The organism is Castellaniella sp. S9 (assembly GCF_027257175.1).
Lineage (GTDB): Bacteria > Pseudomonadota > Gammaproteobacteria > Burkholderiales > Burkholderiaceae_B > Castellaniella.
In genome coordinates, this window is the sequence record NZ_JAPFGD010000010.1 from 43,621 (window position 1) to 59,917 (window position 16,297).

Annotated in this window: 14 protein-coding genes; 9 read left to right on the forward strand and 5 right to left on the reverse strand. The window is 67.6% G+C overall.

The window, feature by feature from the left end; genetic code table 11:
- Positions 1 to 6 precede the first annotated feature (6 nt).
- Positions 7 to 1,506 carry a sensor domain-containing diguanylate cyclase gene (locus tag OOZ48_RS15715; RefSeq protein WP_269499766.1) on the forward strand — a complete coding sequence of 500 codons (1,500 nt, stop codon included), beginning with the start codon at positions 7 to 9 and terminating at the stop codon, positions 1,504 to 1,506.
- 26 nt (positions 1,507 to 1,532) lie between these two features.
- On the opposite strand, the gene OOZ48_RS15720 is transcribed toward OOZ48_RS15715, so the two are convergent.
- A complete protein-coding gene (locus OOZ48_RS15720; RefSeq protein WP_269499767.1) occupies positions 1,533 to 2,138 on the reverse strand; it encodes a hypothetical protein in 606 nt (201 codons plus the stop codon).
- 199 nt (positions 2,139 to 2,337) lie between these two features.
- Here OOZ48_RS15720 and acnA point away from each other — a divergent pair, with 199 nt between their 5' ends.
- Positions 2,338 to 5,010 (forward strand): aconitate hydratase AcnA, encoded by a 2,673-nt coding sequence (acnA, locus tag OOZ48_RS15725; protein WP_269499768.1) that lies wholly within the window; start codon positions 2,338 to 2,340, stop codon positions 5,008 to 5,010.
- A 49-nt stretch (positions 5,011 to 5,059) separates the two neighbouring features.
- The gene (locus OOZ48_RS15730) at positions 5,060 to 6,490 is read left to right on the forward strand and encodes an MFS transporter (protein WP_269499769.1); all 1,431 of its coding nucleotides are present in this window, start codon (positions 5,060 to 5,062) and stop codon (positions 6,488 to 6,490) included.
- Here the strand turns inward: OOZ48_RS15730 and OOZ48_RS15735 are convergent.
- Positions 6,477 to 7,319, reverse strand: coding sequence for an aldo/keto reductase (locus tag OOZ48_RS15735; RefSeq protein WP_269499770.1), 843 nt, complete (start codon positions 7,317 to 7,319; stop codon positions 6,477 to 6,479). The two genes, OOZ48_RS15730 and OOZ48_RS15735, sit on opposite strands and share 14 nt — an antisense overlap.
- Positions 7,320 to 7,395: 76 nt before the next feature.
- Here OOZ48_RS15735 and panB point away from each other — a divergent pair, with 76 nt between their 5' ends.
- From panB to OOZ48_RS15755, 4 genes are all read left to right on the forward strand, one after another.
- Complete coding sequence (gene panB, locus OOZ48_RS15740; protein WP_269499771.1) at positions 7,396 to 8,220, forward strand: 3-methyl-2-oxobutanoate hydroxymethyltransferase; 825 nt, start codon at positions 7,396 to 7,398, stop codon at positions 8,218 to 8,220.
- A 96-nt stretch (positions 8,221 to 8,316) separates the two neighbouring features.
- On the forward strand, positions 8,317 to 9,279 hold the full coding sequence (locus OOZ48_RS15745) for a LysR family transcriptional regulator (protein ID WP_269499772.1): 963 nt from the start codon (positions 8,317 to 8,319) through the stop codon (positions 9,277 to 9,279).
- A gap of 17 nt (positions 9,280 to 9,296) precedes the next feature.
- Positions 9,297 to 10,718 carry a DNA recombination protein RmuC gene (rmuC, locus tag OOZ48_RS15750; RefSeq protein ID WP_269499773.1) on the forward strand — a complete coding sequence of 474 codons (1,422 nt, stop codon included), beginning with the start codon at positions 9,297 to 9,299 and terminating at the stop codon, positions 10,716 to 10,718.
- A gap of 36 nt (positions 10,719 to 10,754) precedes the next feature.
- Complete coding sequence (locus OOZ48_RS15755) at positions 10,755 to 11,681, forward strand: 5'-methylthioadenosine/S-adenosylhomocysteine nucleosidase (RefSeq protein ID WP_269499774.1); 927 nt, start codon at positions 10,755 to 10,757, stop codon at positions 11,679 to 11,681.
- Here the strand turns inward: OOZ48_RS15755 and ttcA are convergent.
- Genes ttcA through OOZ48_RS15770 form a run of 3 tightly spaced genes read right to left on the reverse strand, consistent with a single transcriptional unit; the run spans position 11,678 to position 14,876 of the window.
- Positions 11,678 to 12,697 carry a tRNA 2-thiocytidine(32) synthetase TtcA gene (gene ttcA, locus OOZ48_RS15760; RefSeq protein ID WP_269499775.1) on the reverse strand — a complete coding sequence of 340 codons (1,020 nt, stop codon included), beginning with the start codon at positions 12,695 to 12,697 and terminating at the stop codon, positions 11,678 to 11,680. The two genes, OOZ48_RS15755 and ttcA, sit on opposite strands and share 4 nt — an antisense overlap.
- Positions 12,698 to 12,722: 25 nt before the next feature.
- The gene (locus tag OOZ48_RS15765) at positions 12,723 to 13,091 is read right to left on the reverse strand and encodes a dihydroneopterin aldolase (RefSeq protein WP_269499776.1); all 369 of its coding nucleotides are present in this window, start codon (positions 13,089 to 13,091) and stop codon (positions 12,723 to 12,725) included.
- 6 nt (positions 13,092 to 13,097) lie between these two features.
- Positions 13,098 to 14,876, reverse strand: a complete 1,779-nt coding sequence (locus OOZ48_RS15770; RefSeq protein WP_442867602.1) for a M61 family metallopeptidase — start codon at positions 14,874 to 14,876, stop codon at positions 13,098 to 13,100.
- 20 nt (positions 14,877 to 14,896) lie between these two features.
- Here OOZ48_RS15770 and OOZ48_RS15775 point away from each other — a divergent pair, with 20 nt between their 5' ends.
- Together OOZ48_RS15775 and OOZ48_RS15780 are read left to right on the forward strand one after the other, a co-directional pair.
- Positions 14,897 to 15,673: an enoyl-CoA hydratase gene (locus tag OOZ48_RS15775; protein WP_269499778.1), complete on the forward strand. Its 777-nt coding sequence runs from the start codon at positions 14,897 to 14,899 to the stop codon at positions 15,671 to 15,673.
- A gap of 152 nt (positions 15,674 to 15,825) precedes the next feature.
- Positions 15,826 to 16,287, forward strand: coding sequence for an ATP synthase subunit I (locus OOZ48_RS15780; RefSeq protein WP_269499779.1), 462 nt, complete (start codon positions 15,826 to 15,828; stop codon positions 16,285 to 16,287).
- Positions 16,288 to 16,297 lie beyond the last annotated feature (10 nt).

The window sequence follows — 16,297 nt, forward strand, 5'->3', positions numbered from 1 at the left end:
GTATTCATGAAATCAGGCGTGTCAGCAGGTTCGTCCCCCGAGATGCAGGGATTCCGGTTGGACGATTTCTTCGACGTCATGCCGATGTCCTTGTGGCTCGAGGACTACAGTGCCCTGTACGAGCTCTTCGAGCGGTGGCGCGCCGAGGGGGTGGTGAACTTCCAGGCCTGGCTGGCCGAGGATCACGCGCGCCTGCTGCAGTGCGCCGGTGCCATCCGCCTCGTGCGCGTCAATCGCCAGACCCTCGAGCTGTATGGCGCCAGCTCCAGCGAGGCGCTCATGGCGCGGCTGGGCGAGGTGATGCGCGACGACATGCTCGAAGGCTTTGCCGCCGAAATGCTGGCGCTCTGGAGCGGCGCGCGCTCCTTCCAGAGCGCCAGCGTGAACTACACGCTGGATGGCCGCCGCCTCGATATCTCGCTCAAGGGTGTCGTGCTGCCCGACCGCGAGCGGCCGTGGGACCAGGTGCTGGTCGCCGTCGAGGACGTGACCGAACTGCACGAGTCCCGCCGCCTGGCGCTGAGCAACGAGCGCCTCGCGCGCGAGCTCTTCGGGCAGGCGCCGGTGTCGCTATGGGTCGAGGACTTCAGCCGCATCAAGGTCCTGATCGACGAGGTGCGCGAGCAGGGCATCGACGATTTCCGCACGTTCATCGACGTGCATCCGGAATTCGTCGAACGCTGCCTGTCCGAGATACGCGTGCTGGACGTCAACAGCCACACCTTGCGGATGTTCAAGGCCAACAGCCGCGCCGAGCTGCTGTCGCGGCTCGCGGACGTGTTCCAGGAGGAAATGCTGACGTCCTTCGCCGAGCAGCTCATCGACCTGTGGGACGGCCGCCTGTTCCAGCAGCGCGAGGTCCAGAACCGCACGCTGTCCGGGGACAATCTATACATCCACATGCAGTTCTCGGTGTTCGAGGGCCATGAGGACGATTGGAGCATGGTGCTGGTGGCCCTGACCGACATCACGGCCCGCAAAAAGGCCGAGGCCTACCTCGAATACCTCGGCAAGCACGACGTGCTCACCCAGTTGAAGAACCGCTCGTTCTATGTGGACGAACTCAGCCGCCTCGAGCGCAAGCGGGTCATGCCGGTGTCGTTCATTTCATTGGACTTGAACAATCTGAAGGCCACCAACGACCTGGAGGGCCATGCGGCGGGCGACGCCTTGCTGCGGCGCATGGGCGAGGTGCTCAACAAGGTCATCGACCGGCCGGCGTCGGCGGCGCGGATCGGCGGCGACGAATTCATGATCCTGCTGCCCCGGGTGGACGAGGACGGCGCGCGCACCGTCCTGACGAACCTCCATCGCCTCATCGAGCTGAACAACCAGTTCTACGGCGGCACGAACCTGAGCGTCTCGGTCGGCGTGGCGACGGCACGCCACTACGAAGGTTTGAGCCAGGCCCTGCACGTCGCCGATCTGGACATGTACCGCGACAAGCGCATGCATCACGCCTACCGGCGGGCCGACGACGTGCCGCCCTCGAAACCCGACGCCTGACCGCGCGCCGGCCCCGGGCGAACGCGCTAGCGCGCCTGCAGCGTGACCAGCCCCGGCATGTCGGCCGATTCCAGGATCCGCCGTACGCGGTCCTGCCAGGCCTGCGCGAACTCACGGCGCTGTTCGTCGCTGGCCTGTCCGGCGAGGATGCGCTGCAGCAGGGGCATGGTCATGGGTGCGGGTGGAATTTCGCGGGCGCTGTAGCTGGCGACCACGCAGGCGCCGGTGTCGCGGCGGGTGAAAGCGATTTCCCCGGGAATGTCGGCCTCGAAGCGCAGCAGGTCGCGGCGGTCGTACTGGCCCGCCAGGCCTTTGAAGCCGGTGTCGGCGGCGGCGCCGGTCAGCAGGGCAACCACATTGGCGATGACCCCCGTCACCCCGTTGCGGGCGTCGTCCGCGAACTCGACCAGGATGTCGCCGCGTTGCGGCAGGCTGTCGGGGTAGAGTGCGGCCAGGGCCTTGACGGCCATCAGGTAGGCGCCGGCCACTGTCGGACAGGAGTGGCCGGCCAGGCGGACCGCGTCGGCGTAGCCGTATTCGAGGGTGCCGTCGTCCGATGCGCCGAGCAGATCCGCCAAGGGATCGTACAGGGTGATTGTCGGGGCGTTGTCAAAGAATGCGGGATGGGCCATGAAAGCTCCGGTCGAATCGAATGCCCCAGTGTAGCGGCGCGCGCGGCGCGTACAGGGCTTAACCCTGCGGCATGGCAGGTTGTGGGGCGGCCCGCCCTGCGGCCGGCGCGGGGTTGATGGAGGGAAGGGATGCAATGCGTGTAAGATGGACCAAGGCCCGGTTTGGCTCGAGGCACGAATCTTTTCTGGAGGATATGCGATGGATCATCCCAATAGCTTCGGCGCGCAAGGCACGCTGGATGTGGCCGGCAAGGCCTACCGTATCTACCGGCTCGATGCGCTTGCGGAAAAGGGTCTGGATGTGGGGCGCCTGCCTTACGGGCTCAAGATCCTGCTCGAGAACCTGCTGCGTACCGAGGACGGCGGCGACGTCACCGCCGACGACATCCGCGCGCTGGCCTCGTGGGATCCGGATGCGCAGCCCAGCCGCGAGATCGCCTTCACGCCGGCCCGCGTCATCCTCCAGGATTTCACCGGGGTGCCGGCCGTGGTCGACCTGGCGGCGATGCGCGAGGCGATGCAGGCGCTGGGCGGCAATCCCGAGCGCATCAATCCGCTGGCCCCGGTCGAACTGGTGATCGACCATTCGGTCATCGTCGACGAGTTCGGCAGCAACGACGCATTCCGCCGCAACGCCGAGATCGAATTCCAGCGCAACGCCGAGCGCTACAAATTCCTGCGCTGGGGCCAGACCGCCTTCGACAATTTCAAGGTCGTGCCGCCCGATACCGGCATTGTCCACCAGGTCAACCTCGAGCATCTGGCGCGCGGCGTGTTCACGCGCGAAGTCGACGGGGTGGCCGAGGCCTATCCCGACACCTGTGTGGGCACCGACTCGCATACGCCCATGGTCAACGGCCTGGGGGTGGTGGCTTGGGGCGTGGGCGGCATCGAGGCCGAGGCCGCGATGCTGGGCCAGCCGATCTCCATGCTGATTCCACGGGTGGTCGGCTTCAAGCTCAGCGGCAGCCTGCCCGAGGGCTCGACCGCCACCGACCTGGTGCTGACCATCACCGAGATGCTGCGCAAGCACGGGGTGGTGGGCAAGTTCGTCGAATTCTATGGCCCCGGCGTGGCCGCGGTGCCGCTGGCCAACCGGGCCACGATCGGCAACATGAGCCCCGAATACGGTTCGACGATCTCGATTTTCCCGATCGACGAGGTCACCCTGGGCTATCTGCGCTTCACCGGGCGCTCGGCCGAGCAGGTCGCCCTGGTCGAGGCCTATGCCAAGGCCCAGGGCCTGTGGCACGATCCGGCCCACGAGCCGGCGTATTCCGAGACGCTGGAACTCGACCTGGGCACCGTGGTGCCCTCGATCGCCGGCCCCAAGCGCCCGCAGGACCGCGTGTCGCTGTCCGACGCCCAGCCCGCCTTCCGCAAGGCCCTTGCGGCCCTGCCTGGCGCGCCGGCCGCCAATCCGGCGGATGTCTCGCTGGACGGCGCGCAGCACCGGATCGACCACGGTTCGGTGGTGATCGCCGCCATCACCTCGTGCACCAACACTTCCAACCCCGCCGTCATGATGGCGGCCGGCCTGCTGGCGAAAAAGGCCGTCGAACGCGGCCTCACCCGCAAGCCCTGGGTCAAGACCAGCCTGGCGCCGGGCTCCCGCGTGGTCACTGACTATTACGAAAAGGCCGGGCTGACGCCCTACCTGGAGGCCCTGGGCTTCAACCTCGTCGGTTACGGCTGCACGACCTGTATCGGCAATTCCGGTCCCCTGATCCCCGAGGTCAGCGCCGCGGTGCGCGCCAACGACCTGGCGGTGGTCTCGGTGCTGTCGGGCAATCGCAACTTCGAAGGCCGCATCCACAGCGAAGTCAAGATGAACTACCTGATGTCGCCGCCGCTGGTGGTCGCCTATGCCTTGGCGGGCACCATGGACATCGATTTGTTCCATGCGCCGCTGGGCCGCGACCCGCAGGGCCGCGAGGTCACCCTGCGCGACATCTGGCCGACGGCCGCCGAGGTCCAGGAGGTGATCCAGGCCTCGATCGCCGCCGACATGTACACGCGCGGCTATGCCGACGTGTACGCGGGCGACGAGCGCTGGCGCTCGCTGACCACGCCCGAGGGCGGGATCTTCCACTGGGAACCCGACTCCACCTATGTGCGCCGTCCGCCGTACTTCGAGGGAATGCGGCGCGATCCCGACCCGGTCGCCGACATCCAGGGTGCCCGCGTGCTGGCCCTGCTGGGCGATTCGGTCACCACCGACCATATCAGCCCCGCCGGATCGATCGCCAAGGATTCCCCCGCCGCCCGCTACCTGCAATCGCAAGGGGTCGAGCCGCGCGACTTCAACTCCTACGGCTCGCGCCGCGGCAACCACGAGGTCATGATCCGGGGGACGTTTGCCAACGTGCGGCTGCGCAACCAGATCGCACCGGGCACCGAGGGCGGCTGGACGCGCGACTTTACCCAACCGGGCAGCCCCGTCGCGACGATCTTCGACGCCTCGCGCAACTACATCCAGGCGGGCATTCCCCTGGTGATCCTCGCGGGCAAGGAGTACGGTTCCGGCTCCTCGCGCGACTGGGCCGCCAAGGGCACGGCGCTGCTGGGAGTCAAGGCCGTGATCGCCGAATCCTACGAGCGCATCCACCGTTCCAACCTGATCGGCATGGGCGTGCTGCCCCTGCAGTTCCCCGACGGCCAGACGGCGGCCGGCCTGGGCCTGAACGGCGAGGAATCCTTCGAGATCACGGGCGTGACGGTGCTCAACGAGGGCAGGACGCCTCCGACGGTGCACGTGCGGGCCGGCGCGGTCGAGTTCGACGCCCTGCTGCGGATCGACACGCCCAGCGAGGCGGCCTACTTCCGCCATGGCGGCATCATGCAGTACGTCCTGCGCAATCTGCTGCGCTGACGGCTCCGGGCCTGTTTACAATGCGGGCTGCGGCCCGCTTTTTCGTTTGATGAAATCCGATCCTTCCTCCGCGTCCTGGCTCGACCTGCTGTGGGGCCGCAACGGCCTGCGCTCCCTCGCCCTGGCCGGCGGCGTGGCCGTGCATGCGATCAATGTCTTCATCGCCACCACCATCCTGCCGTCCGTGGTCCAGGACATCGGCGGTCTGGCGTACTACGCCTGGAACACCACGCTGTTCGTGGCCGCTTCCATCCTGGGCTCCTCGGGGGCGCCCCTGGGCATCCACCGCTATGGCTTGCGTCGGATCTTCCTGTATGCCCTGTGCATGTTCGTCCTGGGCACCATCGCGTGCGCGCTCGCGCCGTCGATGCCGTGGCTGCTGTTTGGCCGGACCTGGCAGGGCCTGGGCGGCGGCATGCTGCTGAGCCTCAGCTACGCGACGGTGCCGCTGGTGTTCCACGAAGGCCTGTGGTCGCGCGCCATGGCCCTGATCTCGGGCATGTGGGGCGTGGCGACCCTGGCGGGGCCGGCCATCGGCGGGATCTTTGCGCAGGCGGGCCTGTGGCGCTGGGCGTTCTGGGCTGTTTTGCCGGTATGCGCCGTCCTGGGCCTGCTGCTGGTGACCCAGCTGGGGCCGGTCGGCCGCAATCCGGGGACCCGGCATGGCGCCCCGCTGGGGCGCATGGGCCTGCTGGTGGGCTCGGTGCTGACGGTGTCCGCCGCCAGCCTCGCGGCCGGCTGGGGCTGGCAGTTGGCGGGCGTGGCGGGCGGCCTGGCGCTGGTGGCGCTGCTTGCGGGCGTGGACCGGCGTGCCGCCCAGCGCTTTCTGCCCGAGGGGGCCTGGTCCCTGTCCAGCCCCTTGGGGCGGCGCTACGCCATGATCGGCTTGATGAGCATCGGCGTCACGACCGAGGTCTTCGTGCCGTATTTCCTCCAGGTCATCCATGGCGCCTCGCCCTTGGCGGCAGGCTACTTGTCGGCCCTGATGTCGGCCGGCTGGACGCTGGGCACCTTGTTCAGCTCCAGCCGCGGGCCGGTCGCCATCGGCCGCCTGCTGGTGGTGGGACCGCTGCTGTCGGCGATCGCGCTGGGTGCGCTGTGCCTGTTGATGCCGGCGCAGGATGCCGGGCTCCGGGTGCTGAGCGTGCTGTTGCTGGGCGTCGGACTGGGGGTGGGTCTGTGCTGGCCGCACTTGCTGACCGGCGTGTTCCGGGCGGCGCCCGAGGGCCAGCGCAACATCGCCTCGGCGGCAATCACCACCTTGCAGCTGTATGCCATGGCGCTGGGCGCCAGCGTGGCGGGGATGGCGGCCAATGCGGCCGGTTTTACCGATCCGGGCGGCCTCGAGGGCGCCCGGCGCGCCGCCTGGGGCGTCTATGGGGTGTTCGTATGTGCGCCGGCCCTGGCTGCCTGGCTGGGCAACCGGGCGCGCCGTGACGATCGGCCGCCCGGTTCACCTGCGGCGGTCAGCCCTTCATGAGGTGGAACTGATCGGGGTCGGGGCCGATGCGCCCCTCGGCCCGGTCCAGCGCCCCGATCGCAGCCATGTCCTCGTCGTCCAGGCGCAGGTTGAACAAGTTGAAATTTTCCTGGATCCGGGCGGGCGTGACCGACTTGGGGATGGCCATGTGGCCCATCTGCAGGTGCCAGCGCAGGATCACCTGCGCGGTGCTGGCCTGATGCTTGTGCGCGATCGCCGCCAGCGCCGGGTCCTCGAGCACGCTGCCTTGGCCCAGGGGGCTCCAGGCCTCGGTCGCGATGTCGTGGTCGGCGTGGTAGGCGCGCAGTTCGGCCTGCTGGAAATAGGGGTGCAGTTCGATCTGGTTGACCACCGGCAGGACGCCGGTCTTGTCGAGCAGCTTTTGTAAATGGGGCACCTGGAAGTTGCAGACGCCGATGGACTTCGCCAGGCCCTCGTCGCGCAGCTGGATCAAGGCCTCCCAGGCGTCGATATAGCGCTTTTCCTGGGGAACCGGCCAATGGATCAGGTACAAGTCCACGTAGTCGAGCTGCAGGCGGTCGAGGCTTTCCCGCAGCGCGGCCTTGGTGCTATCGTGCCCGTGACGGTTGTTCCAGACCTTGGTGGCGATGAAAAGCTCGTCCCGGGCGATGCCGGACTGCGCAATGCCACGGCCTACGCCGGCCTCGTTATAGTAGATATAGGCGGTATCGATGGAACGGTAACCGGCCTCGAGGGCCGCATGGATGGCGGCGGGGACGTCCGCCTCGGGAATTTGCCAGGTCCCGAAACCCAATTGGGGCGCGCGGCGCCCGTCATGGAGCGAGACATGGGGTTGATTTTTGGACATGAGGGTCCTCCGTCATGGCGCAGCGCAGGCTGCGGCGGCATATGATGCCGGATGATGGTTCGGATTAGGAGAGGATATGAGTGTACATAGTCAGGGGCGGCGCGTCACGGTGCCGGAATTGATGGCCCACAAGGGCGCGTCCAAGATCGCCGCCCTGACGGCTTACACCGCGCCGATCGCCCGTTTGCTGGATGAGGCGCTGGACATGATATTGGTGGGCGATTCGACCGCGATGGTCGGCTACGGCTTGCCCGACACCCTGTCAATCACGCCGGCCACGCTGGCCGCGCACGCCGCGGCCGTCGTGCGCGCCACGCATCATGCCTGCATCATCGTCGACATGCCCTTCGGCAGCTACCAGCAGTCGCCGCAGCAGGCCTTCGCGTGCGCGGCCGAGATGCTGGCGGCCAGCGGCGTGTCGGGCGTGAAGCTCGAGGGCGGCCAGGCCATGGCCGACACGACGCGTTTCCTGGTGGATCGCGGCATCCCGGTCCTCGCGCACGTCGGCCTGATGCCCCAGTACGTCAACACCATGGGCGGATTCAAGGCGCAAGGCATGAACGAGGCGACGGCGCGGCGCATCATCGAGGACGCCGAGGCCCATGCCCATGCCGGCGCCTTCGGGGTCGTGCTCGAGGGGATCGGCGAGCCGCTGGCGCGCCAGATCACGGCGTCCATCGACATTCCGACCATCGGCATCGGGGCCTCGCCTCACTGCGATGGCCAGATCCTGGTCACCGAGGACATCCTCGGCCTCAGCGGCGATCGCATCCCGAAATTCGCGCGCCGTTTCGCCGACGCCGGGGCGCTCATCCGGCAGGCGGCCGAGGATTACGCCAAAGAGGTCAGGGAGGGCACGTTTCCTTCCTTAGATCACTGCTTTGGTGTTCGCAAAACGTAGTAACATTTTATAGATGAAGTCGCTTGGCATCGATAAAGGCAGGCGGCACTTGAACGCCGCGCATTCGATGCATGTGGCACAGAAGTCGCAGGTACCATGGAAATACGCCAGCTCGAAGCCTTGATGGCCATCGTCACCTCCGGCAGTGTGACGGCGGCCGGCCGCCTGCTCGGGCGCTCCCAGCCGGTGGTCAGCCGGCAGATCAGCGATCTCGAGCACGAGCTCGGCTTCATTCTCTTCGCGCGGACCCGGCCCACCATCACGCTGACGCCGCAGGGCGAGGCGTTCTACCAGGAAGTCCGCAGCGTCCTGGCCGACCTTCAGCAACTGGCGTCGCGGGCCCAGGACATCGCCGCCGGCCAAAGCCGTCCGCTGCGCATCATGGTCACCGCCGACCTGGCCCATGGCGTGCTGCCCGGCGCCCTGGCGCGGATCGATGCCGCCCGGCCGGTTTTCCAGCAGAAACTGGTCATCGAGGAGGTCCTCCACGAGGCGGTGGGGGCCGCGCTGGTCGAGGGGTATGCCGACATCGGCCTGATCAACCTGCCGATCAATTACGATCAATGCCGCACGCACTGGTGCGGGCAAGCGCCCTGCCAGCTGGCCCTGCCCATGGATCATCCCCTGGCCGGCCAGCAGTTGATCCGCCTCGAGGCCCTCGGCGATACGGACGTCATCACCCTCCTCAGCCGCTATCGCATGCGGTATCACCTGACCAATGCCCTGGTGCGCGCCACAGAGGGCCATGCCAGGCGCCACATCGAGGCCAGCAGCCCATTGGCGGCGATCTCGATGGTCCGCGCCGGCCTGGGCGTGGCCCTGATCGACCCGTTCACCGCCCATGACGCGCGCCTGGATCGGGTGGTGGTTCGGCCCATCGACGTCCATATCCCCTATATGATCGGCGTGGTGTCGCACCAAAGCCGCCACCTGCCCGACGAGGCCTTGCGGCTGATCGACGGCTTGCGCGCCTACGTGCAGGAATTCATCCCGCGTTTCATCGAGACCGGCACCGACGGCTTGCCCAGCAACCCGACGCGCAATCCGCACGTTGCTTGATTTTCGAGGATAGTCCCGTGGTACTTGAACCATCGATGATGGCCGTCGGCCTGTTGCTCGTCTTGCTGGGCGGGCTCGCGGGCTGGCTGCTGATGCGCAGGCCGCTGGCCGCGCGCGTGGCCGAGCGCGACGCGATCGCCGCGCGGCGTGATGCCCTGCAGGGCGAGCGCGATATGCTGGACCGTGACCGGGTCCGTCTCGAGGCGGAACACGGGGCGCTGGAGGCGCGTCTGGCGGATCTCTCCGCCCAGTTGGCCGGGCGCGACCGCGAACTGGCCGCGCAGCGCGACGCCTTGCGGGACCTGGATCGCGAGCTGACCCAGCTGCGCGCCGTGCATCAGGAAAAATTGGCGGCCTTCGATGAGCTGCGCCAGACCTTCGAGCAGTCCAAGGCCGCCATGCGCACCGAGTTCCAGAACCTCGCCAACCAGATCCTCGAGGAAAAGGGCAAGACCTTCACACAGACCAGCCAGGCGTCGCTCGACAGCCTGCTGCGGCCCTTTCGCGAGCAGATCGAGGGATTCCAGAAGCGCGTCAACGAAGTGCATGATGCCTCGCAGCGGGGCCATGTCGAACTGGGCGCCGAGATCCGCCGCGTCCTGGACATCGGCCTCAAGATGAGCGCAGAGGCCAACAGCCTGGCCAGCGCCCTCAAGGGCGAAAAGAAAACCACCGGCAACTGGGGCGAGATCCAGCTGGAGCGCACCCTGCAGCTTGCGGGGCTGGAAGCCGGCGCGCACTACGAGGCGCAGGCGAGTTTCCGCGATGAGGACGGCAACCGCCGCCAGCCCGACTTCGTCATCAAGCTGCCCGATCACAAGCACATGGTCATCGACAGCAAGGTCTCGCTGGTGGACTATGACCGCGCCATCGGCGCCGACACCGAGGCCGAGCGCATCGCGGCGCTCGACGACCATGTGCGCGCGGTGCGTCATCACATCGACGATCTCTGCCGCAAGGACTACAGCAACCTGATCGGCATGCGCAGCCCCAGCTTCGTGCTCATGTTCATGCCGATCGAGCCCGCCTACATCGAGGCCATGAAACACAATCGCGAACTCTTCGACTACGGTTACCAGCGCAACGTCGTCATGGTCTCGCATACGACCCTCATGCCGATCCTGCGCACGGTGGCCAACCTGTGGATGATCGCCCGCAGCAACGAGCAGGCGCGCGTGCTCAGCGACCAGGCCGGCGGCCTGTACAACCAGGTCGCGCTGGTGGCCGAACGGCTGCAGAAACTGGGCAATACGCTGGGCACCGTCAGCAACCAGTACAACCAGACGGTGGTGGCCGTCGCCGGCCAGCAAGGCCTCTACGGCAAGGTGGCGCGGTTCGGCGAATTGTCCGCCAAGGCCAACCGGAGCCTCCCCGCGATCGAGCCGGTGCACGCCGATCTGGAGGTCGAGCGCCTCGAGGGGATCAAGGGCGACGAGTAGCATTCCGCGGTATAACGTTGCGATAGGAGACCCGCGATGATCCTGCCCCTGCCGCGCCTCGCACATGCCGTGTTCGTCTTGCTGCTGCTGGTGGCTTCGGCCGCCCCCCAGGCCGCCGAGCGCCTGGACGACAGGCCGCGCATCGCGGTGATGTCGGCCTTCGCCCCTGAACTGGCCCTGCTGAAGGAACACCTGTCCGACCCGCACGAGCACGAGGCCAACGGCGTGCGCTTCACCACCGGCAGCCTGGAGGGCAAGCCCGTGGTGCTGCTGCTCAGCGGGATCAGCATGGTGAATGCGGCGATGAACACTCAGTTGGTCTTCGATCGCTTCAACGTGACCCACCTGGTGTTCAGCGGCATTGCGGGCGGGGTCGATCCGGCCCTGCATATCGGCGACGTGAGCGTGCCCGAGCGCTGGGGACAGTACCTCGAGGTGGTGATGATGCGCGAGGTCGCGCCCGACCGGTTCCAGGCGCCGCAGTCCAAGGGCGATTTCGAATTCGCGCCCTATGGCATGTTGCAGCCGCGGGCCGTGCGTGTGCGGCGGGCAGGGCAGCCGGACTTCCAGGAAAAATTCTGGTTCGAGGCGGACCCCCGCATGCTGGAGGTGGCGCGGCGCATCGACACGGTGTCGCTGCGCGCCTGCGATGTCCAGGATCGCTGCCTGGCGCACCAGCCGCGCCTGCAGGTCGGCGGCAACGGGGTCTCGGGCACCGCCTTCGTGGACAATGCGGATTTCCGCCGCTATGTGTTCCAGACTTTCGAGGCCCATGTGCTCGACATGGAAAGCGCCGCCTGTGCGATGGTGGCCTACGGCAACGGCGTGCCCTTCATTGCCTTTCGCTCCCTCAGCGACTTGGCGGGCGGCGGGCCCGGGGAAAACGAGATGCACACTTTCATGAGCCTGGCCGCGGACAACGCCGCGCGGGTGCTGCTGGCTTTCCTGCGCGCCTGGCCTTAATCCGTCGGACTCGGGTGCGCAGCAGGCCGCACGCGCGGGCGTGCGATGCGCGCTTCCAGCAGGCCGTCGGCGTGGCCCTCGACGCTCTCGTCCTCGTCCTCGCCGAAGGCGGGCAGCGGAAAATCCTCGGCATCGAAGGCCTTGTCGCCGTCGGGATCGGCCTGGCCGGTGGCGTGCAGGGCGGCGAAGCCGAACAGCGCCGGATCCATCAGGTGCGAAGGCACGACGTGCGACAGGGACCGGAACACATTCCACGTCCGGTTGGGAAACAGGCGGTCCCATTCCTCGAGCATGCGGTTGATCTGTTTGCGCTTGAGGTTTTCCTGCGAGCCGCACAGATTGCAGGGAATGATGGGGAATTCGCGCAAGCGCGCGTAGGCGATCAGGTCGCGCTCGCGCGCGTAGGCCAGGGGCCGGATGACCACGTGCTCGCCGTTGTCCGACACCAGCTTGGGCGGCATCGCCTTCATCCGGCCGCCGTAGAACAGGTTGAGGAAGAACGTCGCCAGGATGTCGTTGCGGTGGTGGCCCAGGGCGATTTTCGTGGCGCCCAGTTCGCGCGCCACGCGATAAAGAATGCCGCGCCGCAGGCGCGAGCACAGCGAGCAGGTGGTCTTGCCCTCGGGCACCAGGCGCTTGACCACCGAATAGGTGTCCTGCGTCTCGATGTGGAACGGCACGCCGATGCGCCCCAGGTAGTCCGGCAGCACGTGCTCGGGAAAGCCGGGCTGCTTCTGGTCCAGGTTGACCGCCACGATCTCGAAGTCGATGGGCGCGCGGCTGCGCAGCCGCATGAGGATGTCCAGCAGCCCGTAGGAATCCTTGCCGCCGGACAGGCACACCATCACCTTGTCGCCGTCCTCGATCATGCCGTAGTCGGCGATGGCCCGGCCGGTTTCGCGCAGCAGGCGTTTTTCCAGCTTGTTCTCGTTGACGCTCTGGCGGCGGGCCGGCCCGGGCGCGGCAGTGTCGGGGCGTGGGCGGGCGGCGTCGGTGGGCGGGGATGCGGTGGGCATGGCGGTATCGGAACGGGTGGTCGCCTCAGCGGCCGCGGGCGCGCTCGATGGCGACAGCGTCGCAGTCGGCAAAGGCCTCGGGCTTGCTGATGCGGATTTTAGCGCGCAGCACGCCTGGGAACTGGCGCAGGATGCGGTCCAGGCAGCGGTCGACCAGGGATTCGAGCAGGTCGACGTGGCCGCGGGTGGCCTCGTCGATCAGCGCCTCGCGCAGGCCGCGGTAGTCCAGCACCGTGCCGATGTCGCGGTCGTCCACCGGGCGGCCTGCGTCAGTGTCGAAGGCCGCGTGGAACACGATGGTCTGGGGGGCCAGGCGTTCGTGGTCCAGCATGCCGATGCGCGCCTGGACCCGCAGGCCCTCCAGCAGGATGCGTCGGGTTTCCGTGTCGTCCATCGTGGCTCAGGCCTTGCGGCTCAGCGTGCATTCGAGGGCCGGCGGCCGGCCCAGGCGGATGCGGTACTGGCGCAGTTCGTCGCGACGGAAGACGTGCGCCGTCACCGTGTCGCCGGGGCGATGCGCGTCCAGCAGGCGCTCGAGGCCGGCGGTGTCGGCGACCCGCAGCCCGTCGAGGGCCACCAGGACGTCGCCGGCGGACAGGCCGCCGCGATGCGCGGGCCCGCCCTCGAACACGGTGGTCAGCAGCAGCCCGCCGTCGGCCGCGCGCCAGCGCGCCTCGAGGGTGGGACGGGGGTGCGCGGCGCGCCAGCGCAGCGCGATGCCGTGGTCGGCCATCAGGCCGGCCAGGGGCACGTCCTCGAGGCCCTCGGCATGACGCGCGATGAACGCGGCCGTATCGGTCCCCGTGGCCTCGAGGATCAGCGCCGGCAGTGCGTCCTCTGCCACGCCCCGCGGGCGGCCGCGGTAGAAGTCGCGGCCGTAGCGGTCCCACAGCAGGCGCATGACATCGTCCAGCGAGCGGGCGCCGCCGCTCTGGCGGCGGATCTCGAGGTCCAGTCCGAGGGCCACCAGGGCGCCCTTGGTGTAGTAGCTGACCAGGGCATTGGGCGAGTTCTCGTCCTGCTTGTAGTAGCGCGTCCAGGCATCGAAGGAGCTCTCGGCCACGGATTGCTTCAGGCGGCCCCCGCCACGATGCACTGCGCTGATGGTCTTGCCCAGCAGGCGCAGGTAATCCGCCTCGGTGATGACGCCCGCGCGCAGCAGCATCAGGTCGTCGTAGTAGGACGTGAAGCCCTCGAAGACCCAGAGCAGCCGGGTATGGCTGGGGCGGGCGAGGTCGTAGGGCGCAAAGGCCGCGGGCTTGATGCGCTTGACGTTCCAGGTGTGGAAATACTCATGGCTGACCAGGCCCAGGAAGGACTGGTAGCCCTCGGTCGGCGCCTTGGGGCCACCCAGGGTCGGCAGGTCGGCGCGGCGCGTCATCAGCGCCGTCGATGCGCGGTGCTCGAGCCCGCCGTAGCCGTCTCCTGTGGCCATGACCATGAAGACATAGCGTTCGGCGCTGTCGAGGAAAGGCACGCGCCGCGTCAGGGGTTCGAAGAACTCGATCTGCGCGGCGCAGATGCGCCGCACGTCGGCGGCGATGCGCGCCAGGTCCAGGTTGGGCAGGACGCCGGTGAACACCATGTCGTGGATCGCCCCGTGCACCTCGAAGCTCACGCACTGCGGCGTGCCGATCTCGACCGGATGGTCGATCAGCGCGTCGTAGTCGGGCGCCAGGTACAGGCCGAAGCCGCGCGGCCGGGCGCAGCCCGGATGGCCATGCGCGGGCGGCAGGCTGGTGTGGACGCGCCAGCCGCGCGCGTGGGCGGGCGGTGTGAGCTCGAGCAGGCAGGGGCGGTCCTCCTGGCCGTGGACGGCGAGGAACAGGCTGGTGCCGTTGAAGAACGCATGGCTTTCGTCGAAATGGGCGCCGCGCACCGACAAGTCCCAGGCGTAGACGACGTACTCGACCTCCAGCGGGCCCGCGGACGGCGCGCAGCGCCAGGTGTGGCTGTCGGTCTTGCTGACCTCGACCGGACCCTGCGGGCCGCGTACGTGCAAGGTTTCGATCTGTCGGGCAAAATCACGGATCAGGTAGCTGCCGGGGATCCAGGCCGGGAGGCTCAGGGCCTGACCTTCGGGCGCGGCTTGCGGTATCGTGAGGCGTATGGCGTATCGGTGCCCGGCGGGGTCGGCCAGGCGCACGCGGTAGCGGATCAGATCGTTTTCCATCCCGATAGTTTACATTTGGAGGCATTATGAGCGAGTCGCTGGTGAAAGTTGAAGTCCGGGGCCGGGTGGGCATCCTCACCCTGAACCGTCCCAAGGTCCTGAATGCGCTGAACAACGCGGTGATCGACGAGCTCGCCGACGCGGCGCGGGCCTTCGACGCCGACGATGGCATCGGCGCCATGGTGCTGACCGGCAACGAAAAGGTTTTTGCCGCCGGCGCCGATATCGGCGCCATGGCCGAATGGTCGTACATGGATGTCTACAAGGCCAATTACCTTGCGGGCAACTGGGACGCGTTGCGCCATATCCGCAAGCCCATCATCGCGGCGGTCGCCGGCTATGCGCTGGGCGGCGGCTGCGAGCTCGCCATGCTGTGCGACTTCATCATCGCGGCGGACAATGCGCGCTTCGGCCAGCCCGAGATCAAGCTCGGCGCGATCCCGGGCTATGGCGGCACGCAGCGCCTGCCGCGCGCGGTCGGCAAGGCCAAGGCGATGGACCTGGTGCTGACGGCGCGCATGATGGACGCCGCCGAGGCCGAGCGCGCCGGCCTGGTGTCGCGCATCGTGCCGCCCGAGCGCCTGCTGGACGAGGCCGTCGAGGCGGCCACCGTGATCGCCTCCATGTCGCTGCCCTCGGTGATGATGGCCAAGGAATGCGTCAATCGCGCCTTCGAGGGTACGCTTGCCGAGTCGCTGCTCTTCGAACGCCGCACTTTCCATGCGCTGTTCGCCACCGAGGATCAAAAGGAAGGCATGCGCGCCTTCGTGGAAAAGCGCAAGCCCGACTTCAAGCACGGCTGATCGAACTGGGTTAAAATAGCTGGCCTTTTCAGGGGCAAGTTTGAACGCAACCTGAAAACACAGCTATAATTCAATAGTTTGACCATTGCGCGGCGCGCGATCTTTTTACGGTCCTTTGGGCTTTAAAGAACGTGCGCCGGTACGGCCAGGGAATGGACGCACACAGCACAACAGGGGGCGACGGCCAGGGGCCGGATGCACCCGAGGCCCTGGTCCTGACGGACCAGGAACGCGCGATCATCGCCAGGCGGGCACGGGTCGGATTGCTCCGGGCATTGGGCGCGCAGGCATTCACGGGGATGCTGGTGGTCCTGGTGTCCTGGGGCGTTGCAGGTTTTGACGCAGGGGCTTCCGCCTTCGCTGGGGCGGCGGCCTATTTTGTACCCAACGCGCTGTTCGCCTTGCGGCTGCTGCTCGGGTACTTCGGGCCCCGGCGCCCGGGATCCCTCGCCTTCTTCTGGGGCGAGGCGCTCAAGCTCCTGGCAGCGGCGGGCGTGGTGGTCCTGGTGGCGTGGCAGGCGGGGGATCGGCTGGTGTGGCCGGCGTTCCTGCTGGGCCTGCTGGGCGTCATGAAGGGGTACGTGGTGTTGCTGGCGATGCGCCGCATGCCATGACATTGGTTTT

Excerpts from the sequence above, each read along its gene's own strand:
- OOZ48_RS15780 (WP_269499779.1), top strand. The coding sequence starts at position 15,826 with ATGGACGCACACAGCACAACAGGGGGCGACGGCCAGGGGCCGGATGCA.
- OOZ48_RS15755 (WP_269499774.1), top strand. The coding sequence starts at position 10,755 with ATGATCCTGCCCCTGCCGCGCCTCGCACATGCCGTGTTCGTCTTGCTG.
- OOZ48_RS15735 (WP_269499770.1), bottom strand. The coding sequence starts at position 7,319 with ATGTCCAAAAATCAACCCCATGTCTCGCTCCATGACGGGCGCCGCGCG.
- OOZ48_RS15775 (WP_269499778.1), top strand. The coding sequence starts at position 14,897 with ATGAGCGAGTCGCTGGTGAAAGTTGAAGTCCGGGGCCGGGTGGGCATC.
- acnA (WP_269499768.1), top strand. The coding sequence starts at position 2,338 with ATGGATCATCCCAATAGCTTCGGCGCGCAAGGCACGCTGGATGTGGCC.
- panB (WP_269499771.1), top strand. The coding sequence starts at position 7,396 with ATGAGTGTACATAGTCAGGGGCGGCGCGTCACGGTGCCGGAATTGATG.
- OOZ48_RS15720 (WP_269499767.1), bottom strand. The coding sequence starts at position 2,138 with ATGGCCCATCCCGCATTCTTTGACAACGCCCCGACAATCACCCTGTAC.
- OOZ48_RS15765 (WP_269499776.1), bottom strand. The coding sequence starts at position 13,091 with ATGGACGACACGGAAACCCGACGCATCCTGCTGGAGGGCCTGCGGGTC.
- OOZ48_RS15745 (WP_269499772.1), top strand. The coding sequence starts at position 8,317 with ATGGAAATACGCCAGCTCGAAGCCTTGATGGCCATCGTCACCTCCGGC.
- OOZ48_RS15715 (WP_269499766.1), top strand. The coding sequence starts at position 7 with ATGAAATCAGGCGTGTCAGCAGGTTCGTCCCCCGAGATGCAGGGATTC.
- ttcA (WP_269499775.1), bottom strand. The coding sequence starts at position 12,697 with ATGCCCACCGCATCCCCGCCCACCGACGCCGCCCGCCCACGCCCCGAC.
- OOZ48_RS15730 (WP_269499769.1), top strand. The coding sequence starts at position 5,060 with ATGAAATCCGATCCTTCCTCCGCGTCCTGGCTCGACCTGCTGTGGGGC.